At 33.9% G+C, this 25,451-nt stretch carries 21 protein-coding genes and 13 tRNA genes; 8 read left to right on the top strand and 26 right to left on the bottom strand.

The features are described from left to right. Positions 1-155: 155 nt before the first annotated feature. The 17 genes from RM51_RS19520 to RM51_RS14000 all read right to left on the bottom strand — a co-directional run bounded on the left by RM51_RS19520 (position 156) and on the right by RM51_RS14000 (position 12,194). Positions 156-242: transfer RNA gene (locus tag RM51_RS19520), tRNA-Tyr, on the bottom strand. Between the two features lie 720 nt (positions 243-962). Next, positions 963-1,035, bottom strand: a tRNA-Met gene (locus RM51_RS14065). A gap of 83 nt (positions 1,036-1,118) precedes the next feature. After that, a tRNA-Glu gene (locus tag RM51_RS14060) sits at positions 1,119-1,191 on the bottom strand. Positions 1,192-1,197: 6 nt separating this feature from the next. Then, positions 1,198-1,269: transfer RNA gene (locus RM51_RS19515), tRNA-Pro, on the bottom strand. Between the two features lie 68 nt (positions 1,270-1,337). Next, positions 1,338-1,409, bottom strand: a tRNA-Asp gene (locus RM51_RS19510). Between the two features lie 5 nt (positions 1,410-1,414). Next, a tRNA-Arg gene (locus tag RM51_RS14055) sits at positions 1,415-1,488 on the bottom strand. A 4-nt stretch (positions 1,489-1,492) separates the two neighbouring features. Next, positions 1,493-1,566, bottom strand: a tRNA-Lys gene (locus RM51_RS14050). 85 nt (positions 1,567-1,651) lie between these two features. Continuing rightward, positions 1,652-1,725 (bottom strand) — tRNA-Ile (locus tag RM51_RS14045). A 98-nt stretch (positions 1,726-1,823) separates the two neighbouring features. Continuing rightward, positions 1,824-1,891, bottom strand: a tRNA-His gene (locus RM51_RS14040). Between the two features lie 860 nt (positions 1,892-2,751). Beyond that, positions 2,752-3,774, bottom strand: coding sequence for a tetratricopeptide repeat protein (locus tag RM51_RS14035; RefSeq protein ID WP_039370853.1), 1,023 nt, complete (start codon positions 3,772-3,774; stop codon positions 2,752-2,754). Further along, the gene (locus RM51_RS14030) at positions 3,767-5,485 is read right to left on the bottom strand and encodes a hypothetical protein (protein ID WP_039370849.1); all 1,719 of its coding nucleotides are present in this window, start codon (positions 5,483-5,485) and stop codon (positions 3,767-3,769) included. The genes RM51_RS14035 and RM51_RS14030 overlap by 8 nt, the downstream gene beginning before the upstream one ends. Then, positions 5,475-7,871, bottom strand: a complete 2,397-nt coding sequence (locus RM51_RS14025) for a hypothetical protein (RefSeq protein ID WP_039370846.1) — start codon at positions 7,869-7,871, stop codon at positions 5,475-5,477. Before RM51_RS14025 ends, RM51_RS14030 begins: the two co-directional genes overlap by 11 nt. Next, positions 7,862-8,605: a hypothetical protein gene (locus tag RM51_RS14020; RefSeq protein WP_039370843.1), complete on the bottom strand. Its 744-nt coding sequence runs from the start codon at positions 8,603-8,605 to the stop codon at positions 7,862-7,864. The genes RM51_RS14025 and RM51_RS14020 overlap by 10 nt, the downstream gene beginning before the upstream one ends. After that, positions 8,578-9,711, bottom strand: a complete 1,134-nt coding sequence (locus RM51_RS14015; RefSeq protein ID WP_039370841.1) for an AAA family ATPase — start codon at positions 9,709-9,711, stop codon at positions 8,578-8,580. Before RM51_RS14015 ends, RM51_RS14020 begins: the two co-directional genes overlap by 28 nt. A 116-nt stretch (positions 9,712-9,827) precedes the next feature. Next, positions 9,828-10,466, bottom strand: a complete 639-nt coding sequence (locus RM51_RS14010; protein WP_039370840.1) for a hypothetical protein — start codon at positions 10,464-10,466, stop codon at positions 9,828-9,830. A 187-nt stretch (positions 10,467-10,653) separates the two neighbouring features. After that, complete coding sequence (locus tag RM51_RS14005) at positions 10,654-11,043, bottom strand: VOC family protein (protein WP_039370837.1); 390 nt, start codon at positions 11,041-11,043, stop codon at positions 10,654-10,656. Between the two features lie 8 nt (positions 11,044-11,051). Then, on the bottom strand, positions 11,052-12,194 hold the full coding sequence (locus RM51_RS14000; protein WP_039370832.1) for an acyltransferase family protein: 1,143 nt from the start codon (positions 12,192-12,194) through the stop codon (positions 11,052-11,054). 110 nt (positions 12,195-12,304) lie between these two features. Here RM51_RS14000 and RM51_RS13995 point away from each other — a divergent pair, with 110 nt between their 5' ends. After that, positions 12,305-13,153, top strand: a complete 849-nt coding sequence (locus RM51_RS13995) for an AraC family transcriptional regulator (RefSeq protein WP_039370831.1) — start codon at positions 12,305-12,307, stop codon at positions 13,151-13,153. Positions 13,154-13,259: 106 nt separating this feature from the next. After that, positions 13,260-13,970 carry a purine-nucleoside phosphorylase gene (gene deoD / locus RM51_RS13990; protein ID WP_039370827.1) on the top strand — a complete coding sequence of 237 codons (711 nt, stop codon included), beginning with the start codon at positions 13,260-13,262 and terminating at the stop codon, positions 13,968-13,970. Positions 13,971-14,042: 72 nt separating this feature from the next. Here the strand turns inward: deoD and RM51_RS13985 are convergent, their stop codons facing one another. The 9 genes from RM51_RS13985 to RM51_RS13950 form a co-directional block, all read right to left on the bottom strand. Next, positions 14,043-14,828 carry a TatD family hydrolase gene (locus RM51_RS13985; RefSeq protein WP_039370825.1) on the bottom strand — a complete coding sequence of 262 codons (786 nt, stop codon included), beginning with the start codon at positions 14,826-14,828 and terminating at the stop codon, positions 14,043-14,045. Positions 14,829-15,177: 349 nt separating this feature from the next. Then, positions 15,178-15,246, bottom strand: a tRNA-Arg gene (locus tag RM51_RS13980). A 10-nt stretch (positions 15,247-15,256) separates the two neighbouring features. Then, the gene (locus RM51_RS13975; RefSeq protein ID WP_039370823.1) at positions 15,257-16,084 is read right to left on the bottom strand and encodes an SIR2 family NAD-dependent protein deacylase; all 828 of its coding nucleotides are present in this window, start codon (positions 16,082-16,084) and stop codon (positions 15,257-15,259) included. A 270-nt stretch (positions 16,085-16,354) separates the two neighbouring features. Continuing rightward, positions 16,355-16,425, bottom strand: a tRNA-OTHER gene (locus RM51_RS19505). Positions 16,426-16,428: 3 nt separating this feature from the next. Further along, a tRNA-Gly gene (locus RM51_RS13970) sits at positions 16,429-16,500 on the bottom strand. 84 nt (positions 16,501-16,584) lie between these two features. Next, positions 16,585-16,657 (bottom strand) — tRNA-Ala (locus RM51_RS13965). Positions 16,658-16,665: 8 nt separating this feature from the next. Beyond that, positions 16,666-18,030, bottom strand: coding sequence for an SDR family NAD(P)-dependent oxidoreductase (locus RM51_RS13960; RefSeq protein ID WP_039370821.1), 1,365 nt, complete (start codon positions 18,028-18,030; stop codon positions 16,666-16,668). Positions 18,031-18,111: 81 nt separating this feature from the next. Beyond that, a complete protein-coding gene (locus RM51_RS13955) occupies positions 18,112-18,762 on the bottom strand; it encodes a hypothetical protein (protein WP_039370818.1) in 651 nt (216 codons plus the stop codon). A 2-nt stretch (positions 18,763-18,764) separates the two neighbouring features. Continuing rightward, on the bottom strand, positions 18,765-19,478 hold the full coding sequence (locus RM51_RS13950) for a DUF434 domain-containing protein (RefSeq protein ID WP_039370793.1): 714 nt from the start codon (positions 19,476-19,478) through the stop codon (positions 18,765-18,767). A 441-nt stretch (positions 19,479-19,919) separates the two neighbouring features. On the opposite strand from RM51_RS13950, the gene xylA reads away from it, so the two are divergent. From xylA to RM51_RS13920, 6 genes are all read left to right on the top strand, one after another. Beyond that, entirely contained in the window at positions 19,920-21,248 is a 1,329-nt protein-coding gene (gene xylA / locus RM51_RS13945) for a xylose isomerase (protein WP_039370791.1), read from the top strand. A gap of 59 nt (positions 21,249-21,307) precedes the next feature. Beyond that, positions 21,308-22,729, top strand: coding sequence for a D-xylose transporter XylE (gene xylE / locus RM51_RS13940; RefSeq protein WP_084111144.1), 1,422 nt, complete (start codon positions 21,308-21,310; stop codon positions 22,727-22,729). A 124-nt stretch (positions 22,730-22,853) separates the two neighbouring features. Beyond that, entirely contained in the window at positions 22,854-23,405 is a 552-nt protein-coding gene (locus RM51_RS13935; protein ID WP_039370789.1) for a GNAT family N-acetyltransferase, read from the top strand. A gap of 199 nt (positions 23,406-23,604) precedes the next feature. Further along, positions 23,605-23,952, top strand: a complete 348-nt coding sequence (locus RM51_RS13930) for a hypothetical protein (RefSeq protein ID WP_039370787.1) — start codon at positions 23,605-23,607, stop codon at positions 23,950-23,952. Positions 23,953-24,055: 103 nt separating this feature from the next. Further along, positions 24,056-25,084, top strand: a complete 1,029-nt coding sequence (locus tag RM51_RS13925) for a LacI family DNA-binding transcriptional regulator (RefSeq protein ID WP_039370785.1) — start codon at positions 24,056-24,058, stop codon at positions 25,082-25,084. Beyond that, positions 25,084-25,431, top strand: coding sequence for a hypothetical protein (locus RM51_RS13920; RefSeq protein ID WP_039370783.1), 348 nt, complete (start codon positions 25,084-25,086; stop codon positions 25,429-25,431). Before RM51_RS13925 ends, RM51_RS13920 begins: the two co-directional genes overlap by 1 nt. Positions 25,432-25,451 lie beyond the last annotated feature (20 nt).

Here is a 25,451-nt window from a genome sequence, read left to right as displayed (position 1 = left end):
AATTCTGAATTGTCAATTTGCTTTGCTGTCAATTTTAAAATTCACTTGCGAAGTAAATTCACTATTCACATTTCACTTCTTTGACTACTGACCAGGAGTCGAACCTGAACAACAAGAGTACATTTCCTGCATGCTGCCATTACATTATCAGCGGTTGGTGGAAGTAGTAGGATTCGGACCTACTCAGCAATGAAGCAACAGATTTACAGTCTGCCCCGACTCTCCAACTTCGGCGTACTTCCTTTTTTGGTTGTTAGTTTTTGGATAATACTATACTTCTAACCTCCTATTTTTAACATCTAATTTCTTTCTTGTGAAGAAAAATAAAGCCTGTCTTTTATTTTTAGTTTGATATAAGAACTTCTGCGCTCGACAAACTTTTTCTTTTTCTTCGGAACTAATCTCATTTTAGTTATTTGAGATGGTTATGAGATTGTTCATAACCATTTTATTTTTTATTTTGAATTCACGAATGTTTAACATTTCAAACTCACTCAGCTTACGCAACGGTTTTGCAGACCGCCCCGACTCTTCCACTTCGGCGAACCATCGTTTTTATTTTAGTTGTTGGTTGATTGTTGATAGTTTTTAGATAACATTACATCTCTAAATTCTAATCTCTAAAATCTAACTTCTAATAAAAAATAAAGCCTGTCTTAATTTTTATTTGATATAAGAACTCCTGCGCTTTGACAAACTTTATTTTACCTAAAAATTTATATTATGTTTAAAACTTCCATCATCCATCTTCAATCTTCCAGCCTCAAAGTGAGTTAAGAAAAAGCCTGTCTATATTATATCGTGTTTTTGGCGTAAAGATCTTCTGCTCTCGACAAACCTTTTCTTTTTCTCTTTTGAAACAATTAACTTAGTGTGAATAGTGAATTGTCAATTCGTTTTACTTGTCAATTTTTAAATTCACTTATGAAATAAAATTCATTATTGACCATTCACTTTTCTTGTAATTTCGGAAGGACTCGAACCTTCAACCTTCGGCTTATGAAACCGATACTCTAACCATTGAGCTACGAAATCGTTTTTAATTTGATGAATAGTAAATCGTCAATCCGCTTTGCTTGTCAATTTTTAAAATTCACTATTGACTATTCACATTTTTGCACTCCATAAGAGAATCGAACTCTTATCTACTGCTCGAAAGGCAGCCGTCCTAAACCATTAGACGAATGGAGCAAATTGTCTGGAAAGCAAGATTCGAACTTGCGACCTCCCGCGTCCAAGACGGGTAAACAACCACCGTTATCTTTCCAGTTTTGCAGATTCACTTTAAAAATCTTCTCCGAGAGACAGTCGGATCCGAAATTTTCCGTGAATCTTTGCGGTCTATGCGAGAATCGAACTCGCAGTGCCTGAGCGACAGTCAGGAAGGTTAGCCATTACCTCAATAGACCTTTTGTGATCTCGACAGGATTCAAACCTGTAACTGTGGGTTTAGAAAACCCATACTCTATTCAGTTGAGTTACGAGACCATTGTAATCCCAGAAAGATTCGAACTTTCAACCCCCGATTTAAAAGATCGGTGCTCTAACCATTTGAGCCATGAGATTTTATTTGTGAACGGTGAATTGTCAACTTGCTTTGCTTGTTAATTTTAAATTCACTTGTGAAACAAAATTCACCATTCATTTTTTGTAATCCCAGAAGGACTCGAACCTTCAACCTTCGGCGTATCAGACCGATGCTCCAACCAATTGAGCTATGAGATTATTTTTAATTTGTGAATAGGCAATCGTCAATCCGCTTTGCTTATCAATTTTAACAATTCACTTACGAAGTAAAATTAATCATTGACTATTCACTTTTTTGGGTATCTCCGGGGATCGAACCCTGTTCTCCGGTGCCACAAACCGACGCTTTACCAAATAAGCTAAAGAAACCATAATCATAAAAAAAGCACCTCTTTTCGGGAGGCGCTTTATATATTTTGACGTGTCGCTACATTAGCTGACCCATTTATATAAGCACCTTTTATCCACAAATTCACTATCAAGAAGAATAATACAAGCATATCCTTGCCCCATCGGTTCTACACTGCGTTGTCTTGAAGATAAATTAGATATGTTATGTAATTGTTTCATTTTATTTTTCTTGTTTTAAAAAAGTTTTTTGAAATGATTAAAAACGTGTTGCTTTTAATTTTCGGTTGCAAAGTAAGGATGAAATTTTTTAACTCGCAAATTTATTTTTCATTTAAATCATTGAAAATCAATTAATTATAATTAAAATTTAGAATTGAGAATTTCCGTCCGCAATATTTTGCAGATGTCTTAAATACCTAAATAACTGTCTCTCATCGGGTTACTTATCACGCTCTATTTTCTTATTAATTGTTCATTTGTTATTAAATAATTTTCATTTTTATGGTTATTTTTTTTCATTCTAAATAATTTCTGCTCTAAAAACACAAAAAACGCCCCGATCATCGAGGCGTTTCTGCAGTATTTTGATTAAATTTTTACGAGTTTACAGTAAATAATTTTCAAAGCAAGCACATTTCGCCTCATTCAATATCATCCATTCATACCCGAACGATCCCTTTACTACAGGGCGATCGCATAGATTTAAACTGATATGTGCTCTTTGTATTGTCATAATTTTATTGGTGCAAAGATAAATCTTTTTATTAATAGTTTTTTATTTTGTCATTGCGAACCGAAGGTGAAGCAATCTTATATTACATAATTTTTGCATTGAGATTGCTTCGTCGTTGTACTCCTCGCAATGACGAATTCTCAATTCCTAAACATTCTATTTCGACCCGTCTTATACCTAGAAATATCTTTCAAAATAACCTCATCATCAGGATTAAAATGTTTTAATTCATTCACAATTTCTGAACGAGTTGCTACTTTTTCTGCAATAATTTCATAAGCGATATTTCTTGTTGTACTTTGAAGTTTCGGATTTTTTTTAAATTCATACTTCATGGCTTCAAGATAAGTGATCTTTTTATCGGAAGGTGTTTTTTCATACAACTCCTGAATTTGCTGATCGAGTTTTTTCACATCAAAAATATTTGCAAAATAATTATTCAGACAATTGAATGCATCTCGATCTTCCTCCCAACCTTTCAACAAAATTTTCTGAGCTTCATCGGACATTTCCATTTTTTTACGATAAATAAGAGAACCTTTTACCATTTGACCGTTGTTTACATAATCATCTACAACCATCTGATAATAGACGTTTGCATTTTTAACATCATTAATTTCACGATACAAATCCCCTACTTTTTCTTTTTGTTCGAGTTCTTTATATAAATCGATTGCCTTTCTGTATTGCTTAGACTTTTCATAACAATTCGCCGCTTCGGATTTATTTTTTAATTTTTTAAGATAAATCACTGCCGCTTCATTATATAAACCGCCGTCTTCTAAAGTTTTTGCCCCGCGATAATTGTCACGAAGCAAATTCATATACACTTTAGCTGCTCTTCTGTAATCTTTTTCATCAATATATTTTTGAGCCAGCTCTTCATATTTATTCCTGATTTTATCGAAAAGTGAGGCTTCAAGATAAAAATTTCCGCCACCATTTGCACCTCTTCTCCCCGATTGATTTTTCTCTTTTTCTTTCTTTTCCAACTGCATTAACACCACAAAAATGATGAAAGCAACGATCGCAAAAATCACCAAAGTCCCGATAACACTCCAAAAACTCTGATGAAAAAACTGCGCAAAAATCCCGATAACCTTAATGATTACCAGAATGAAAAATGCCGCCATAAACTTGTCTATAAACTTCTGCCTATTCATCTTTGTCTGAGTTTAAAATGGTTTTATCTTCGCTAAAAAGACGGTAAAGAAGCAACACAACACCGATAATGAGAATCCATACAAACCAGTTGTAGCCGAACATTTCGATCAACGGATAGAAAATATACGCCAACATTCCGACAAGAACAATGACAAGAAAAATTTTAATTCCGCTTGGTACATTATCTCCTCCGATATTTATAGATCTTTTCCTTACAATAAAATTATACAGCCCAACAACGCCTGTCATAAAAATTATTAACCAAATAATTTCCGAGAAAGAAATATTGTATTTGGAATAAGGTTTTTCATTTTCAGAATTTGTTGCCACTTGTGGAGGTTTATTCTGTACGATTGGAGGTTCAACGATATCTTTTGTTCCGTAAAGTCGTCCTAAAGAGTCTTCAACCAGCTTTTGCTTCTTCTTCAAAACTGTTTTTACAATTCCTTGATCCGCAGGCCTTTCTGAATTTATTTTTTCTAGAGAATCTGTAATTTTCTTTTTATACTTTACTTCGCTTTGAGCCAGATATTTTACAATTTTCTTTCTATAAACTCTTTTTAACGAATCTGTCGCTGTTTTAATTTCACCTTCCAAAGCGAACTCTTCCTTAGTAATATCAGGAAGAGGTTTTCCACCTTTCTTTAAGTATTCATCATAATAAAGCCTATCTTTTTGCATATTTTCGACAAGCATAACTCTTTCATTCATCAGATCATTTCTTTTTCTGCCGTACATCGAATCGATCTTCATATCAATATCTGTAACTCCCGACTGATATGCCACAACAGGTTTCATCATATTTTTATCTACTTCTGAAACTTTTCCCGATGAAGCCATCGGAGGACTTTGCCCAGGTTCGTCTTTACTCACATGCATGAAAAACCTGAATAAGGCAATTCCAATTAAAAAAGTCCAAAATATCCACCTATATTTTTCGGAATAAGTAGATTCTGAATCCTCTCCGTCTGAATTTCTTCTACCAAATAACTTTCCTAACCATGTATTTTGAAATTTAAAAATCCCAAAACCGTCACCTCTTGAAGTTCCCATCACATCAAGTGGAACTCCTAGTTCTACGGCTCTGTCAGGATATTTTTCGATATACTTTAAATATTTTTCAATCTCCTTTTTGTTTCCAGCCATTACTTTTTTAAGGTCAAACGGAAGGTTTTTCATCCATTCTTCTTCGGTTTGTGGCTTTTGAAGGGATTCGAGAATTTTTTCATCATCCATTTCAACGGTGTAACTCTCAATTTTCTGAGGAATTTTTACGCCATTCAAAGGTTTTCGGATTTTATCTTCCGATTGTTTTGGATGTTGAATAATAGAAAGCCAATCGATTTCTTCATTTAATTTTACCAAACCAAATTCAGGATGCATGATCAAAAATTCAGCACCGATATTTTGCCAATCTTCAGGATTGAGCTTTGGATAAAAAGTCGTGTTCTCAGGAATGAAAAATTTACTATCAATACACTGAAAATAAGAATTTCTTCCAATTTCACTTGGAGCCGAATTTTGGAAAATCAAAAAACAGCCATACAAAATATTCGGTTCATCGGAAGGAATTGGAAATGATTGAATCTGATTTAAATCTATTCCTAAAATTTCCATCTCGTGAAGCCACGTCAATGGTGAAGAACCTTTTATTAAAAGTCCTTTTTTAGGATAATTGTTTTTCGGAAAAGGTTTAATTCTAAGTTCCATATTCCCAAATTTGATCTATAAATCTTTCGAGACATTCCTCATACATCTCTTCCATTTTTTTCACTTTCAACAAAGTATTTTGAGGTAAATAATATTCTGAACCTCCAAATTCCGTGTTCGTCGCCAACGCCAAAAATCCATGATCCGTTGATGGCATGTAGAATTCAGGAATATTTTTATTACTGCTTTTAAAAGCCAACATTCCTCGTGTATCTGTAATGATTTCGCTTCCGTCGGAAAAAGTAAATCTATTTTTATTTTGTTCCGCATAAATTCTCAACTGGCGACCATTTCTATATAGCGCTATCGAATTATCATATAATTTATTCAATTCACTATTCGAAATGACCAGTCTTTTTTCTGCATTGATTCCAATATTGCTGAAATTATTTAGAATTTTAATACCGCTACCGGATAATTTTTTGATCTCTGTTTCAACTTTAGAAGTATTTCTATCCATTTCTTTATCCTTTTCAAGTACTTCTTCGAGGTAGACATTTCCTTCAATAGGTATTTTGTAACTATAAGGAATATCGTGTTGGTGAAGATAAAAGCTCTTGTCATAATATACGAGCTTATGGTTTAGCGGAATTCTTTTCCCCGTCAAATTCAGTTCAGAATATTCTTTTGTATTTAAATTTAATTTAGAAATCATTTTTTTATCTGGTTGATATTGACATAAAATAAATTCCTGCTGCTTATTTCTCGCCAACGCAAACTGACCTTTCGGTTTTACGGAAATATCTTCAATTAAAACTTCACACCCATGATGAATTTTATAATAATCGTAATAGTTTTTATTATAGTAATTATCAGATAAATAAGTTCTCAACAATTGTTTTTTATTGCTTAGAATATAAAACTCACCTTCATATAAGAATGTCGCGATTTTATTAACTGGTGCTGGAAATAAGATCGGATAATTCAAAGGTACATCGGCTTTTTTTCCATTGCTTGAAATGCCATTCTCTCTCCTTTGTCTTCTTTGAGGAGGATTTGCCCACAATTCCTGCAACGGAAGCACAATTTTCTGGATATGCTTTCGTGTTCCTTTATGATGTTTATAAAAATTCAACTCGCCATCCGAAGAAGTCGTGACCAAAAACTTCAATCGATCCCGATTTTCATGAATAACTTTTTGAAGATTTTGATTGACTAAATTTTCCTGATGCGTGATGAAAAAAACTTCCAGATCTTTTTCTGTATGTTCTTCATCAAAAAACTTTTCGAGCGCATGAGAAACTTCCAAAACCGAACTCACTTGATTTAGGTTTTCCACCACTTCATCCACTTTATCCAATGAAATTGGGATATTATTTTGTCCCAACGCAAAAACTTTACATTCAGAATGTGCTTTTGGATGTTTGATGACCGCAATCGCCGATGCAAAAGCTAGAACTTTCGGAGTTCCCCAATTTTTTAAGGAAGTATCGATCAAAATAATTCGTTCAAAAATATTTTCCTCAGGTGGAATTTCACGTTGAATGTACAACGCTTCGTTATTTGCGACACGATTCATGAAAACCTCGTCTTCATTAGCAAATTCGGACAAAAGCATTCTGTGAAGTTCGCCTTTATTGGTCATATCCGAAATTCCGCCAATTGGCTGTTCACCAGGTGAAAGGTGACGCATCGGGATTTTCAGACCGCTCCAGATCCTTTTAATTAAACTTCCAACCTGAAAAGTTTTTGGTTCTTCAATTAATTGTTGGATAAAGTCTTTGTCGGTTTCGACGGTGGTTCCTTCTTCAATGACTTCGTCCTCTAATTCGGGAATATCGACCATGCCTTTCATTGCATTGATAATTGATTCCGTTGTTGGGAATCTTCCATCCAATATTGCTAAAGTTCGAATATCTTTTATTATAACCGAATCATTTGGTTGTTTTTTATGTGCAGATTCTGCAATTATATGTGGTCTTTTAGCAAATACCTTCAGCATCAAATCAGCACTAACAGACGAAGCGACAACTGGTAAATGAGCAAAAACAGTTTGTAAAAGTACTATTCTGTTTTGCCCTTTTTTATATTTGTTTCCTAAGTTTCTTACATTTTCTAAAAATCTAATTCCTTTATCAATATTCAATCTTTCAACATCGAGATGATTTAATTGAACTCTTTTTAAATGATAAGAAATTCCATCTAAATTTAAATATCCATCTTGTGATGCATATAAAAGCAAAAGGAGTGCACCAAAAGGAGGTAAACCTTGTGGTTGTAATTGCTTCAAAATTTCTATTACATAAGGTCTATAAGCAATCGCTCCTACGTTCGGTATCGAAATAAGATTGTTTTCATTATACCCAGTGTCATCAGGAACATCTTCATCAGTCGTCCATTCCCAGAAATAATTTATATATGATTGAAAATAAGCGATTATATCCATTCTTGTGATTTTTCAGTCAGACGAAATGTGCTTACGGACAGTTTTCGGAAATCATTTTTATTAAGATGTAAAACACTTCCGTTTTCGTCCCATAAAAGCCATTGATCCTGACTTGCATTATATTTTCTTTGCAATAAAGAACTCAAATTTTTAAACTCAAAATCGAAACCTGTTGGTAAAAGATGATTATCTTTCATCCAGAATGTTTTTCCGGGAAAACTCAATAATGGAGTTCCTAAAAATAATGCTTTATCATTAATGACCATCCAATCCAGTTTTTCCAATTTGAATTTTGGTAAAGTGATAATTGCGTCTTTGATATCATTCATTGAACTTAATAAAGCGGCTGTTGGTTGCTCTTCTTCGCTTGGTTTTAATTTAATTTCAATTTTTTCATCTATTCCAAAAAAGTTTTTGTTTGATGATGGAAAAGTTAATCGCAATGCTTTATCAATCGATGTCCAAAGCAAAGCCGTTCTCACTTTTTTACTTGGAACCAACGCATCTTTTCGGAATAAAAGTCCATCTCTTAATTCATATAAAATAAAATTAGGCAATTGTTGAATTTCCGACGAAACAGCCTGTTCATCAGTAAAACCTTTTACCCAAATTGTATCTTCATCCAACGCAATCTGAACATTTTTCCAGTCACGGATTGAACCTAGAAAATCTTCATCAACACGAGGAATTTCTGCCCAAAAGTCTTTTAAACTGTCTGCAAAATCTTTTGCCATAGACTTTCAATTTCTTGTTGAATGTATTGTTTTTGTTCAGGATTTTTGATCCAGTCGCAACGTGTTTGAAGATATCTCAATTTATCTTTAATCACATTTTGCTCCTCAAAACTTAACGTTTCATTATTCCATTTTTCAATCAGAATTTTTACGTCTTTCATCACTTCTTCCGGATTCGGAGTTTTGTTTTGTAAAGCCTGTGGATGAGATTTCGGATTGTCATCTTTTTCAATCGTTCGGTTGATGATTCCTTCTAAAATTTCGATCTGTTCTTCGGTATCCCAAATGTGTTTCAACACCCATAAATCTGAAAGAATGGCTTCATTTCGACCACAAATTAAAGCACTTGCTGCGATCAAATTCTGTAATTTCACAGCACGACGGTCGGAAATCGCGATTCCTGTATTTCGAAGATTGATGATTGTATTTAAATAAACTTCATAAATCGGTTTTAAATCAATTGATTTACATAGATTTTGAAGTTCTTTTATTTCGTGCGAAAGAATTTCGGGAGTTTCTGTTTCGATATTATTTTCCAGTTTTCTTCCAGCTAAAAGCACCTGTTGAAGAAGATCGGGATTTACATAATCTACATTAATTCTAATCAAAAAACGATCGAACAAAGCGTTCAGGGCTTCATCTTCGGGAAGAACGTTACTCGCTCCCACAAACATCAATGCAGGAAGATTTTTTGTTTCTTTTCCTCTTTTGAAAATCTTTTCATTTAAGGCCATTAAAAGGGAATTCAGAATCGCAGAATTGGCATTGAAAATTTCATCCAGAAAAACCAATGATGCTTCAGGCATCATTCCTTCAGTATTCGTCAATAGTTCACCTTCTTTTAATTTTCTGATATCGAAAGGTCCGAAAATTTCGTTCGGCTCCGTGAAACGTGTTAAAAGATATTCGAAATTTTTTCCGTCTTTTACGGTTTTTGCTAAAGTTCTTACAATTGCCGATTTTGCCGTTCCAGGAGGACCATACAAAAAAGCGTTTTCCCTTGCCAAAAGGCAGATTCCTAATAAATCTACTACGTCATTTTTTCCGACAAATGTGTCTTTTACGTAGGTAAGAACGGTGTTTAATTTTTCTATATTTTGAGTCATTTGTTTTATATTTTGATGCTGCTTTTTTAACGCAAAGAGCACTAAGTTTCTTTTTTAATAACTAAATGTTTTTAAGTTCACTAAGGTGTTTCACTTAACAAAGTAAACAAAGGTTTTTAATCATTGATTATTTTTAGTTCTCTCCAAAAAATATCTTTATACATCCCAAATTCAGCGATAAGCAATTGATTGATGTATGGAATTTCTGCCAATGGATAAGCTTTCTTTTCCACAATTCTTTCAAGATATAATTTTCGGTAGGTTTTGTCTTTTAATTCCTCTTCCCAGTTGATATTTTCCAGTTCCAAATCAAATCCAATGGCGGAGTAATGAAATTGTTTTAAAATATTTTCCAACATTTTGATTACAGCATCTTCCTGATCTGCACTTTGTAAAACAGCAATAATTTGCGGTAAAAATCTTAACGATAAATCAGCAGATAATAGGGATGAAGTATCTCGTTTCCCTTTAAATGGAGGAATTAACTTATTTAAATCTTTCGCTGTATTTTCTCTTATCAAATGTAATTGAGCACTGTGATACATTATTTTTGCAGCCCAAACCGCCGTTTCGCGGTCACAATTGATCTGATCGGATAAAAATTCCAATCGCTCTTTTTCGAATTCGGATTCAAAATAATCTGCAGCATCCTGTTCTTCCTTTTGAGAAATTTCCTGAATATCTGTAAAAATGGTAATGCATTCTTCTTTTCGAAGCAGAAATAAAGTGTCTAAAAATGGGGATTTGGTTTCCATGATAAACAAAAATATAATTATTTCTCTGAGAATAAAATTTTTAATTCCATGATTAATAATTAAATAATACTTTTATTTGTAAATAGATATTCCAGCTTCAAAAAAGGTCTATTCTCAATAAAAAATCGGCTCAGATCTTAGATCTGAGCCGAGCCAAAGTAAATACGTTCACTTTGAGAATTAAAAACTATTTTATTATCTCGATAATATTATTTTCAGGATCGAGAATGACGCTTTCGTAGTAGCCATCTCCGGAAGTTCTGGGTTCTCCAGCTACTTTATAACCATCATTTCTCAAAATTTCAGTTAATTCATCAACTTTCTCCTTGCTTCCTGTAGAAAATGCAAGGTGAATGATTCCGAATTTCTGAGCTTCAAAAGAATTGTTTCCTTCTTGAATATCGGGTCTTGTCATGATTTCCAATCTGCTTCCGTTCTCAAAACTCAGGAAATAAGATTCAAAATTCTTTACAGGATTATGGTATTTTTCATTAGAAACTGCACCGAAATATTTCTCATAGAAATTTTTCATCTTCTCCAAATCCTTTACCCAAAAGGCAACGTGTTCTATTTTCATTTAAACTTTTATTTTTTTGATATTAATTTATTATTTAGCCATTTTCTCACTGGAATATCGTAGAACTTCATAAAGCAATACGCTAAAACTATTGAAACAGCTACCGTAAGCAAACCAAAAATCCAGGATTGAGGTTCTTCCAATGTATGTTTTCCATTCACAATCCATGCCATATAAACATATACTAGCGGAAAATGTGTAATATAAATAGGATATGAAATATCTCCTAAAAATTTACATAACTGATTGGCTTTCTCACCCACCACTTTACCTCCGGCTCCCAACAAGATAACAACCGGAAACATAATCATTAAGGTAAAACATTCATAAAAAGCATTCTGCCAATGTGCTTCAGTTCCTCCTAAACGTGGAAATGCAAATAAAATAATAAGGATAAGACTCGTGGTAAAAAAAGCATTTTTAGTGAATTTTAATTTAACTATTCTCGCCAAAAATATTCCCATTAAAAAAGGAAAAGCCAATCTTGTAAATCCAATTCTCAATTGCGTTGCATCATCAATTGACCAACCTCCAATCATATCTCCATTTGGATTGGTAAAAGCATAATGAATGGTAAATCCTGCTGAAATAATCACTAAAATTCCTAGTACGATCTTGGAAACTCTTCTTAAAACCAAAGCATAAACAATATTAGCGATATATTCAAAAAACAGAGACCAAGACGGACCGTTCAACGGGTGCATTTCATTCCAGCCTCGAATATCTAAACTTTTTCCAACAGGAATTACTGTCATTCCAATAAACATCACCAATAGTAATTTCCAAACCGGAGTTGTTGAAATTCCTCCCCATCCTAGTCCTTCCGAATGTTGGAAATAAAATAAAACTGCTCCAACCAAGGAACCGATAATAATCATTGGCTGTAATCTCACCAAACGACGAATGAAAAAATCTTTCAACGTCATCTGATTCCAGCGGTTATCGTAAGCATAACTAATCACATATCCTGAAAGCATAAAGAAAAAATCAACCGCCAAATAACCATGATTGATAATCTGTTTCGTGTGATCTCCATTTGAAAATGTTTCAAAAACATGGAAAAATACGACCATAATGGCGGCAACACCACGCAATCCGTCAAGGATTTCATAATGCGGTTTAGATTGAGAAATATTTAAGGTTTGATTCATATTTTCACTTAAAATTTAATGCAAAAATAGATGCTATTGTCCCAAAAAGATTGTTCTATATTTTTTAATTATTGTCTTATATTTACATAATTCTGATTTCATCACTTTAAATGAAGCAAAATTTAAAATATTATCCAAGAGCAAGAACCCATACTTTTCACTTTGATCATGTTCATATCAAATGGGATCAACAGGTTCCGCTTCATCAGCAGGAAACCTGGGAACTGTCTTATATTATCACAGGAAGCGGGGCAAGAATTATCGGTGATGTTGTCGAAAATTTTTCGAAAGGGGAAGTTATTTTAATTCCACCGAATATTCCGCATTGTTGGTCTTTCGATGAGTCTGTTCATGATAACGAAGGCAAAATTGAAAATATCACCATTGTTTTTGAAAATGATTTTTTGGAAAGCTGTAAAAATATTTTCCCTGAACTTTTCAACAGTATTTCTGAACTTCAAAATAATGAAAATGCTGTGTCTTTTAAAGATGGATTATTAGAAAAAATTCAGATTTTAATGACTTCTATGATTCATCAAAATAGCATTGAAAGAGTTTCTTCCTTTATTAAATTGTTGGAACTGATTTCTTATTGTAAAGACATGCAGATTGTCGGAAGACCAGTCATAGAAAACAAAAGAGAGAAAAAGTTGCAGGAAATTTATCTTTTTATTTTAAGCAATTTTCAGCGGAATATCAGCTTGGAAGAAATTTCAAAATCTGTAGGAATGCAGAAATCCTCCTTTTGTGTTTTCTTCAAAAAAATGACCGGAAAATCTTTTTTTACTTACTTAACAGAATTCAGGATCGAATCTTCGTGTCAAATGCTGTTAAAAACAAAATTGTCTATTGCGGAAATCTGTATTGCTTCTGGTTTTAATGACATTCCCTATTACAACCGTGTTTTTAAGAAAATCAAAAAGGTAACTCCCACACAGTTCAGGAAAGAACCACATTGATAAATTTTACCTAAAAAGTAGTATCAATTAAAAAAAATTCATGAAACCGTAAATTGACAATTCTCTATTCACATATTTGTTATCTTTGCTGCTTCAAAATAAAATTATGAGTATTCACATTAGTGCAAAAAAAGGAGAAATTGCTAAAGTAGTGCTACAGCCGGGAGATCCGCTTCGCGCACAATATATTGCTGAAAATTATTTGGAAAATGCAAAATTAGTAAGCAAAACAAGAGGCATTTTCTATTATACAGGGCTTTACAAAGGAAAAGAAATCACTGTAGGTGCTAGTGGAATGGGATTTCCAAGCATTGGAATTTATTCTTTTGAACTGTTTACAGAATATGAAGTGGATACAATTATCAGAATCGGAACTTGCGGTGCCTACACAACAGCCCTAAAAACGTTTGATATTTTAAATGTTGAAAAAGCAGCAAGCGAGAGTACATACGCCAAATTCGCATGGGAAATTGAAGATGATATTCTTTCTCATCAGGGAACTATTTTTGACACGATCAATGCAACGGCTGATGAATTATCTTTAACCACAAAAGCAATCAACGTTCATAGTAGCGATATTTTCTACAGAAAAGATCCTGCCGTTCCAACTATTGCTACAAAATACAACTGTCCTGCGGTAGAAATGGAAGCATTCGGATTGTTTGCCAATGCTCAACATTTAGGAAAAAACGCTGCAACCATTCTTACGGTAACAGATATTATCCCTACTCACGAGAAAATTTCTGCTGATGAAAGAGAGACAGCTTTGAAACCTATGATGGAACTTGCTTTGGAAGCGGCTATTAAAAGTTTGTAAAAAAAAAGTACTGAGAAAGTGCTTAAAAATATGTAATAAAAAAGAGTTTTACTTTATCTGTAAAACTCTTTTTTATATGCTGAAAAAATGTTGGGCGACTTCTGTCGTTTCATTGGCGACTTCGGAAATACTGATTTTCTTTAGATTCGCAATTGTTTGAGCCACATAAGGTAAAAATGCAGGTTCATTTCTGCGGTTCTGCGTTCTCGGCATATTTTTCGGCAGCATAAATGGCGCATCGGTTTCAATCATCATTCTATCGAGAGGAGTATATTTAATCACTTCTTCCAAATGTTTGAATCTATTCTGATCACTGATTGCTCCGGTAAATCCCAAATAAAAACCTTTGTCCAAATACTTTTTGGCCTCATCTAAAGTTCCTGTGAAACAATGAACAACTGCATTTGGAAGTCTGAATATATATTCGTCCGTAATTTCATTAAATCTTTTGAAAGCCGATCTTTCATGAAGGAAAAGCGGTTTATTCACTTCTATTGCCAATTCGAGCTGAGCACGATAACATTTTTCCTGAATAGGTCTTGGAGAAAAATCTCTGTCGAAATCCAATCCGCATTCTCCCACGGAAACAACGTGGTCTTGTTTTAATAGTTTTCTTAATTCAGGTATACTTTCGTTATTGAAAGATTTGGCATCGTGCGGATGAATTCCAGCCGTTGAAAATAAAATATCAGGATAATCTTCCGCAATTTCCGCCGCTTCCTTACTTCCTCTTACACTAGTTCCCGTGAGGATCATTTGCTCTACTCCATTGTCGAGCGCACGGTTGATGATTTCTTCCTGTTCGCCGTGGAATTGTTTATTGGTTAGGTTAATACCAATGTCGATAAATGTGTTCATTTTTTTGTTTTATTAAATTTACTTTTGTTATTCTATGATTACTTTTCTTTTGTCTTGAAACAAAAGAAACAAAAATTCAAGACTGGGAAACTTACGTTAAAAATTAATCCTGTTCTCTAAAAATTCTAAAACTCGCGCGATGTCAAGATTTGTTCTTCGGTTCTGAATTTGAGTCGCGCTCAAACAGTAGAATTTTCTTAACGTTTACAGAATTAATTTTCTTAACGCTTCAGTTTCCTAAGTCGATTTAAAAAGTCAAGAAGCAGAATGATATTAAGAAAAAATCTGCGTCATCTGTTAAAATCTGCGAGAGGAAAATATTAGACCTCATCCAATTTTAATCAAAAAACAAAGCAAACAGGAATCGAACCTGTAATTCATCTTAGAAGGATGTGTTTTTCCATTAAACTATTGCTTTGTCTGAAAATTTAAGAGTTTATCACTTCTTCAATCATATTTTTTAGTTGTGGAAGCGCAACGGAACTGCTTTCCTGAATAGAATGCAATGTTTTACTTCCTCTTAAAATATAATCGAAATACGTATCACTTTCAGGATTGATGAGCACAATCCATTTGGCTCGGATTTTTACGGTTTCAACAATGTTTACAGGTAAGGCTGTTGATCCCGAAGTTCCGATAACAAACAAAATATCGGTATTGTCTGCAATATCGTAAGCCGTATCAAAATGGTAATATTTTTCGTTATAACTTTCATCAAACCACAAAGTATGAGGTCGAAGCCAGTTTCCACATTTTTTGCATTTCAGATTATCAATATCATCTGGTGTTAAGTCTTCTGTATATTCTTTAAATGTAATATTATCAGGAACATTAATCGGTTCGCTGCATTCTTTCGAACAACGGACTTTTTGTTTACTTCCATGAATTTCATACACTTTTTGCGTTCCCGATCTTTGATGAAGCCCGTCGATGTTTTGTGTGATTAATTTAAATCTTTCTCCCAAAAGTTTTTCCATTTCCGTAATCGCAAAATGTCCGGAATTGGGTTGTGCTTCCTCAATCAGTTTTTTCCAGAAAAGATTGTATTGCCAGACTTCCTCCTGATTTTTGCTAAAGTATTTATATGTTCCGAATTCTTCAGGTTTATGATATTTTGTTCCTTTAATCCAGATTCCGTCAATAGAACGGTAAGTAGGAATCCCGCTTTCCGCAGAAATTCCGGCTCCGGTAAGGAAAGTGATGTATCCTTTTTTTTCTTTGATGACAGTATTTAATATTTCTTTTAATTCTTTCATGGTTTTTATTTTAAATGACTAATTTTCTTTTGCCTTAAAGCAAAAGAAACAAAAATTCAAGATTGGGAAACTTACGCTAAAAATTAAAACTTAATCCTAAAATTCCCAAAACTTGCGCGAATTCACCGTTTGTACTTCGATTTGATATTTGTATCACGCTTCGAACAGTGGAAATTTTTTAACGGATTAATTTTCAATTTTCTTAACGCATCAGTTTCCTAGGTCGGTTTTGTGAGTATTTATAACACTGAAATTATTGTGTTCATTTTGGGAACATAGCAGGATTCGAACCTGCACTGCTATCATGAAGTAATAGAGTCCTTCCGTTAGACGATATGTTCCTGTGAAATGTACAGGATTCGAACCCGCAACCTCTGACTTGGAGGGTCAGTACTCTTCCTTTGAGCTAACATTTCTATTTTGGGAGATAAGCAGGAATCGAACCTGCAACTCATTTTAGCAAAATGTATTTTTCCTTTATTACTATTATCTCCGTTTTGGAAAGCGTGTGAGACTCGAACCCACGACCTCCTGCGTGCAGTGCAGCCGCTCTTCCAGCTGAGCTAACGCTTCCTCTATCTTTACCAGTTATTAATTTTATAATTTTTCAATAAAACTCCACTGAAATATTTTCCATTAATACCTTCCACAATCGGATGCAGAATTCTTGCTGCGCCGTCCACAGAATCCAATGGTGGAATATATCCCTGCTCAAACTGTTTTTTTCTCAAACTTTCCTTCGCTCCTGTAGAGATCCAACCTACATCAACCGCTGTCATATAGATTTGATCTTTTTCAAATTCTTTTGCGGAAGTGAGCGTCATCATATTCAAGGCAGCCTTCGTCATATTAGTATGCGGATGGAAAATTGTTTTATTATCGTAACTGAAAATACCTTCTGAAGACGTCACATTAACGATAAACTTTTCTTTAAAAGCTGAGTTTTTCATTAAAGGCTTTAGTTCTTTAATCAAAAAATATGGGGCAATGTGATTAATTAAATTCACCTCAACCAATTCATACATTGAAACTTCTTCCAATGTAGAATTCCAGCTTGTTTTATCACGACTATCGACAGGCTGCCCAAAACGCGTTAAAGCAATATTCGTTTCTTCATTTTGTGCGTACTCCAGCTTTCCGATCTCTGTGGAAATTTCTGTTGCATTCGGAATTAATTTCTGATTGTTTTTAAATTCAACCAACATCTCATTTTCACGTTTGATGATGGGTAAATAATATTGATAAGGATATTTAATCGTCTGCGCTGCATTATTGATTAAAATATCTAAAGTCTCAAAATTCGATTTATAAAAATCTATAAATTCCTGAATTGCCTTTAAATTTCTAAGATCCAAACCATATACCCAAAGTCTGTCTTTCCATTCGTCATAATCTGCTTCCTTCTGCAAAGTTTCCAATGCCAGAGCCGGAAAACGGGTCGTCAAAACCAAATTGGCACCGTTTCTCAACAATTTCAATGCTGTTGCGAAACCAACCTTTACTCGTCCTCCGGTTAAGATCACGTTTCTACCTTTCAAATCTGCTGAGAGAAAACGTTTTTCGTAGTTTTCATCGGCACATTTCGGGCACAGTCTTGTGTAAAAAGAATGAGCATATTGATAACTTTGGTTACAGCAGTAGCAGTTTTTGGGAATCTGTAATTTTGTAAGTTGTGTTTCGTCTTTTTGATCGTCATAAAAAGCAGAAGCTCCCGCCAAAGCCTTTTTCATCAGGACAGATTCGGAATTGATTTCCAAGTCATGTGTTTTCATTTCGGCATAACTTTCCTGACGATTTTGTTTTTTGGCGTTCTTATGAATTTTCGTAATTAATCCCGAAAAGGTTTTATTATCAGGATTCTGAAACGGTTCATCTTTCAAAGCATTCAGCACCTTGAGACATGTTTCCCATTCGTTTTTCGTAAAGTTGTGATTAGAAAAATCCATTGCTTTTTATTTTACTCATGCAAAATTATCGGAGCAGTACGCAATGTTTTTACGTACAGAAAAAATATTTTCAATCTCATTTCATTCATTCATAAAAACTTCAAGAAAACCGATTAAATGCTTTCCGCCATGACTCCAACGGATTCCGTGACCGTCTTTTTCACGTACTTCAAAAACCAGTTCGTGTTTATAATGAAAGAATAAATTCCACCATGTTTTATTATCTAAGATGAAATTGATTTTCTCCATTACTTTTTCCTGTTTCTGCTGATTGTTTCCTTTCACTTCACCCCAAAACTGATCATCCATTCTTCCCACGTGTTTTTCCCAAGCTCTTTGCGCAATGGTAATTTCATCATTGAAGGGTTGCTGACAAGCCTCAATCAGAGTTTTTCTTAAAGGGGGAATGGTGCTTTCATCTCGAATACTTGCCGAAGTCAATCTTTGCCCTAAGATATTCAGCCAGTGTTCAAATGGAATTTCTTCTAATTTTTGAATTTTAATTTCTTCCGGTTCTTCACTTTTAAAAATATCCAGAAACAGATTGAAGCTTTCTTTTCTGTCAATCTTTATTTCTTCATTAAAATAAGGAAGTTCCCAATCTGAAATTTTCTGCTGAAAATCCTGAGTATTTTTATGTAAAGCCTCTACATGTTCAGTTTCCAAAATAGCTTGATATTTTTCTTTCCAACCTTCAGAAAATAAGGGAATATATTTTTCGAAAAGATTCATTTTTAAAACATTTTTATGAGATTAACGGCAAGCTTTTCCTCATCCATTACATATTGAATCAGATTAAACCAATTTTTACAATGATCTAAAATCCAGGCATCGGAAGAAACCACGATTTCAGCATTTTCCACTAAAAATTTATCCGGATTGAATTCTAAATCTACTTCCCAGTTGAAATTATTTTCCGTTGCAAAGTCAAGAATGGTTTGTTTAATTCTCCCACTATTGGAAACGGGTTTATCAAAGATCCAAACAATCTTTTGGACTTTAGAATTTTGATAAAATTTTGCAATCAGTTCTATTGCAGAAAAAGTTTGATTGACTCTTTTGTAAGTTCCGTGAACTTCTGACAGATCACGAAAACAACCGTCTAAGCCCTGAAAAATATAGGCTTCCGACAGCAGACTTTCCAACAGGATCAACACATTAAAACCATCCAAATAAATGGTTGTATTTTCCAGCTCCGAAACCTCCAGTTGTTTAGATTTTCTATTTTGAATCTGAGCATTAGAAGCAGAAGCTCCACGAACCGACTGAATTTGTCGGGTTTTCAGTCTGTATCTATTTCCTACAAGTTCGGAAGAAGCTTTTTCAGCGTAATCACGGCTCAGCAAATACTGCATGTCCTGAACTGCCGATTTTAATTTATCAATTTGTTTTCCGGTTCCAAACAGCGTGTCATCTCCTGTATTTTTTCCACGGTTTCTGTTATTCATACTCAAAAATAGAATTTTTAAGGAAAATCACTACAATCTTTCATAAGATTTAGTTCACTCATTAAAAAAGTTTGTTGACTGCAATTTTCGGGAAATAAAATATACTTAAAAACAAAAAAAATTAATTTTTATCTTAAAATTATCATCATAAAAAAACTTTCAATACGCTACTAAATAAAGAAATACACCTACCCTTATCATAAAAAATAAGATATATAAAAATTTCCATTGCATATTATATAAAATTATTACATTTAGAGACACTCATTTATTAATAAAACAACCCTTTTAATTAATAAATGATATTGATAAATAAGTAAGTCCTAGAATTTCCAAAAATCATTACGTAGTACAACATAAGTTTTCGGAAAAATTCGCTTCAAAAATGCAATCGATTGCATTTTGCAGTTTAAAAAGAAATTTAAAACAAATTAAAATATAATGGCAATTACAATTGGTAACAAAGAATACTTCAAAGGGATAGGAAAAGTACAGTTTGAGGGAAGAGAATCTGACAATCCTTTGGCTTTTAAATTTTATGATGAGAATAGAATTGTCCGTGGAAAGACAATGAAAGAATATTTCAAATTTGCAACGGCATACTGGCATACGTTCTGTGCAACCGGCGGAGATCCGTTCGGAGTGGGAACACAGCAATTTGACTGGTTAACGGCAAGTGACGCTAAACAAAGAGCTACAGAAAAGATGGATGCTGCGTTTGAGTTTTTCACAAAACTAGGCGTTCCTTACTACTGCTTCCACGATTATGATCTGATTGACGAGGCGGATAATTTCGTAGAGTCTACTAAAAGATTAGAATTCATCACTGATTATGCTAAGGAAAAACAGGCTGCTTCCGGCGTAAAATTACTATGGGGAACTTCCAATTGCTTTTCCAATGCAAGATTCATGAATGGTGCTGCAACCAACCCATCTTTTGATGTATTGGCTTATACAGGAGGTCAGGTGAAAAACGCTTTGGACGCTACTATTAAATTAGGCGGAGAAAATTACGTGTTTTGGGGTGGTCGTGAAGGATATATGTCTTTGCTTAATACGGATATGAAACGTGAGCAGGAACACATGGCCAAGTTTTTACATATGGCTAAAGATTATGCGCGTTCACAAGGTTTTACGGGAACTTTCTTTATCGAGCCTAAACCGATGGAACCTACAAAACACCAGTATGATTTTGATGCTGCAACGTGTTTAAATTTCCTTCGTCAGTATGATTTATTAAATGATTTCAAACTTAATTTGGAAGTTAACCACGCGACTTTAGCTCAACATACTTTTGAACATGAACTTCAGGTAGCTGCAGACAATAATGTGTTGGGAAGTATTGATGCGAACAGAGGAGATTATCAGAACGGTTGGGACACCGACCAATTCCCAGTTGATCTATACGAAATGACTCAGGCGATGTTGGTAATTATTCAAGCCGGAGGTTTCCAAGGTGGTGGAGTAAATTTCGATGCTAAAATCAGAAGAAACTCAACGGATCTGGAAGATATTTTCATTGCTCACATCAGCGGAATGGACAATTTTGCCAGAGCATTCCTTGCGGCAGATGCAATTTTAGAAAAATCAAAATATTCTGAAATCAGAACGAACAGATATTCTTCTTTTGACAGCGGAAAAGGAAAAGATTTTGAAGAAGGAAAACTTGCTTTAACCGATTTAGCGTCTCATGCAGAAGGTCTTGGAGAAGTAGGAAGAGAAAGCGGAAAGCAGGAATATTTGGAAAGCCTGATCAATCAATACTTATAAAATATTTAACTAATTTTAAATTAAACACAAATTAATTATAATTAAAACTATATGAAACTATGCAAATAATTGATTCTGGACCTCAGTATTCTTCGGAAACAAAAGCTCAGATCAACATGGTGTACGTTACCGTACTGACTTTGGTTGCGACTTTGGGAGGACTACTGTTCGGATATGATACTGCTGTGATTTCAGGAGCTGAAAAATCGATTCAGGAATATCTTATTATTCCTTTGGGTTTAAGTTCATTGGCACATGGAGCAACGATATCAAGTGCATTGATCGGATCTATCATTGGAGGAGCTATTTCAGGCTACTTTTCAACTAAATTAGGAAGAAAAAAGTCTTTGATGTTGGCTGCTTTCCTATTTTTCATCAGTGCTTTAGGAGCCGCTTATCCTGAATTTTTATTTTTTAAGCAAGGTGAACATTCTATGGGTGTTTTACTGGCTTTCAATTTTTATCGAATTATCGGAGGAATTGGTGTAGGTCTTGCTTCTGCAGTCTGCCCGATGTATATTGGAGAAATTGCTCCTGCCGAAATTCGCGGAAGATTGGTTTCTCTGAATCAGTTTGCCATTATATTCGGAATGTTGGTCGTTTATTTTGTGAACTGGGGAATAGCAAGCGGACAAACGGTAGAATGGATCAATGAAATCGGATGGAGATATATGTTTTTATCATTAACGATTCCTTCTGCTCTATTCGGAATCTTATTATTCTTTGTTCCTGAAACTCCGCGTTATCTTACTTTTATTAAAAAAGATGAAGAAGCTTTACAAATTCTGACAAAGATTAACGGACAGGATCGTGCTAAAGAAATTTTCGCAGAGATCAAAGGAACCGTAGCAGAAGCTAAAAGCGAAATTTTTGCTTTTGGAAAAACAGTCATTGTCATAGGAATCTTATTATCAGTTTTTCAACAGTTTGTAGGAATCAACGTAGCATTGTATTACGCTCCGAGAATCTTTGAAAGCATGGGTGTTCACAAAGATGCATCAATGCTGCAAACTGTAGTGATGGGACTTGTGAATGTAGTTTTTACCGTCATTGCCATTTTCACAGTGGATAAATGGGGAAGAAAACCTCTTTTGATTGTCGGTTCTATCGGAATGGCTATCGGAATGTTTGCGATTGCGATCTTCTCTTATTTGCATATCATTGGTATCGCAACTTTAATATTTATCATTCTTTACACGGCATCATTCATGATGTCTTGGGGACCGATTTGTTGGGTATTGATCTCTGAGATTTTCCCTAATAAAATACGTGGAGGAGCTATTGCTATTGCTGTTGCCGCTCAATGGGCAGCCAATTATCTGATTTCTTCAACGTATCCTTTTATGATGGAATTCAGTGGAGCATTCACGTATGGCTTTTATGGTGTAATGAGTGTTCTGTCTTTAGTATTTGTCTGGAAATGGGTACCCGAAACGAAGGGTAAATCTCTGGAACAAATCGAAAAATTCTGGAAACAGTAATTATTTTTTTCATATCATCATTTAAATTGAGAGCATCAGATTTTGATGCTCTTTTTATATTGTTCTACATCCAATTTTTTCTTGGATTTGCTTATTTTTGAATAAATATTCACCAAAAAACGGCATGAAATTTCTCTTAATAAATCAAGACACTGAAAGGCTACAATTCAGAAAACTTGAAAATTCCGATTTTGAAATATGGAAAGATTTATTCAAAGATGACAATACCACAAAACTTCTTGGAATGGATGAATTTAAAACTCCAGAAGAAAGATGTGCAAAATGGTTTGAATGGACTTTTTACAGGTATGAAAATAATCTTGGTGGACAAAATATTTTAGTTTCCAAAGAACATGATAAAATCATCGGACAAAGTGGACTTTTAGTGAGAGAAATTGATAATTCCTTTGAACTTGAAATTGCCTACTCAATTCTTCCTCAGTACAGAATGCAAGGTTTTGCCTATGAAGCCGCAAAAAAATGCAAAGATTTTGCTTTTGAAAATAACTTTCATGACAGGCTCGTTTCTATAATCTTTTCTGAAAACGAAAACTCTAAAAAAGTCGCCCTTAAAAATGGAATGCAATTAGGCCGAAAAGTGATTTTTAACCATAAAGAAATGGAACTATTCCAAATCAATCAAGAAGAATGGAAAATCTCTAAATCATTTACATAAATGAACCTAGATTCCTACGGAATGACAAGAATAAAATTTAGAATATAAACACATCAATTTCAAAAAGATAAAAAAAGAGTACCAAATATGAAGAACAAACCACTTTCACTTAATTTTTTATTAAATTTTCAAATTATTTCACAAAATTTTAAAAGAAAATTCTTAAACTTGGAAATTATTTAAAATATCCCATTAGCATATGAAAAAAACACTACTTTTTTGTCTTATTGTGTTTTCAGTTTTCAGTTCCAACCTTCTATTTTCACAAACAAAAGAAATTAAACCCGGAAAATATTGTACAAAAACAGAGCGATATTGTTTACAAATATTAGACAGAAAAAAGTTTAAAGAAACATTTTCGTTTGATGTAAACACATTTACTACAGGAAGCTACCTGATCGGAAGCGAAATATTAACCTTGGAATATGAAGATTCTGAAAAGGAAAATACTCCAAGCAGATCATTCAAAATTGTGACTGCTAAAGATGATAAGCTCGTTTTAAAAACTGAAAATCCTGAAAAAAAGATTGTCCTTTATAAAAAATGATAAAAAAGCAGGTTTTCGGCTATCGGTATCATTAATTTGATTAAATTTACGTCTATTCTGAAAGGAGTATTGAAGGGAAATTTAACGTTAGTCCAGAATACCTATGACAAAAAAAAATGCCACGATTTATGATATCTCAAAAAAGCTAAACATAAGTGTAGCAACCGTTTCAAGGGCATTAAACAATCATCCGAGAATCAGCCAGGCAACTAAAGAGCTTGTAGTAAAAACCGCAAAGGAAATGAACTACAAGCAAAATAATCTTGCTAAAGCGCTAAAAAGTGGTGAAACTAAAAATGTAGGAATCATTGTTCCGTTCGTAAACACCAATTTCTTTTCATCGGTTATTCGCGGGATCGAAGAAGAGCTTTCTACCTATGGCTATCATGTCATTATTTGTCAGAGCCATGAAGACGTTAATATTGAGAAAAAGCATCTCAACACCTTACTTAATGCTCAGGTTGACGGAATCTTTATGTCTGTTTCCAGAACCACTGTGGATACGGAACATATTCAGAATATTTTAAGTACTTCCAATACGCCAATTATCTTTTTTGACCGTAAGAAAGATATCCCCGGAATCAGTACGGTAACCGTAGATGATTATCGAGGAGGTTATATGGCTACAACCCATTTGATTGATGAAGGCTATAAAAATATCTGCCACTTTGCAGGGGATCTAAACCTTGAAATTTATCAAAACCGTCTGAATGGTTACAAGCAAGCTTTAATTGATCATAAATTGCCTGTAAAAGAGGATAACATCATCACTACCGGAAGTTCTATTGATGCAGGAATTGAAGCAATAAAGAAGCTTTGGAGTAAAAAATCAGTTCCGGATGCTATTTTCTCTTCGAGTGATTTTGCCGCATTGGGTGCTTGTCAGGAATTAAAAAAGCGTAAGATTAAAATTCCGGAAGAAGTAGCTGTTATTGGTTTTTCTAATGAGCCTTTTACCCAGTTTATGGAGCTTCCCATGAGTTCTGTTGATCAAACTCCTGTTACGATGGGACAAATGGCAGGACAGGTATTCCTTGATCGTATTAAAGACAACTCTTCGGGTGTTTCTATTGAGAAAAAAGTAGTTTTGAAACCGCAGATTTATATTAGAAAATCTTCTAAAAGGAAGTAATGACTCCTATCAAAGAAAATCAATTTATATTTAGTGATGATGGTAATACAAAAATATTTTTGAGAGAAAAATATTTTGAATTCGTTTGTCTCTTAATTACAGATTTCTTTAAAAAAGAAATTATTAAAAATGACTTCTATACATATTTTGTAAACTTACTTAATGATCTGGAAGATGATTATGGAGTATTTTTTATAGAGCATCAATTACCAATTCATTGGGCATTATGTATCATTCAAAATAAGCATACTGTAGACACTCACAGTAGTAATGATGAGAGTAGACTAATCGAAATTTGGTCTGAATTCAAAAAGCAAAATGGGTTAAAATCTTTTATTATAGGGTAAATACTTCATTAAATAAGCCT

Origin of the sequence: Chryseobacterium taiwanense, assembly GCF_000813825.1 — a bacterium.
In the GTDB taxonomy this organism is placed as follows: Bacteria; Bacteroidota; Bacteroidia; order Flavobacteriales; family Weeksellaceae; genus Chryseobacterium; species Chryseobacterium taiwanense.
This window is presented reverse-complemented; position numbering and strand designations above follow the sequence as displayed.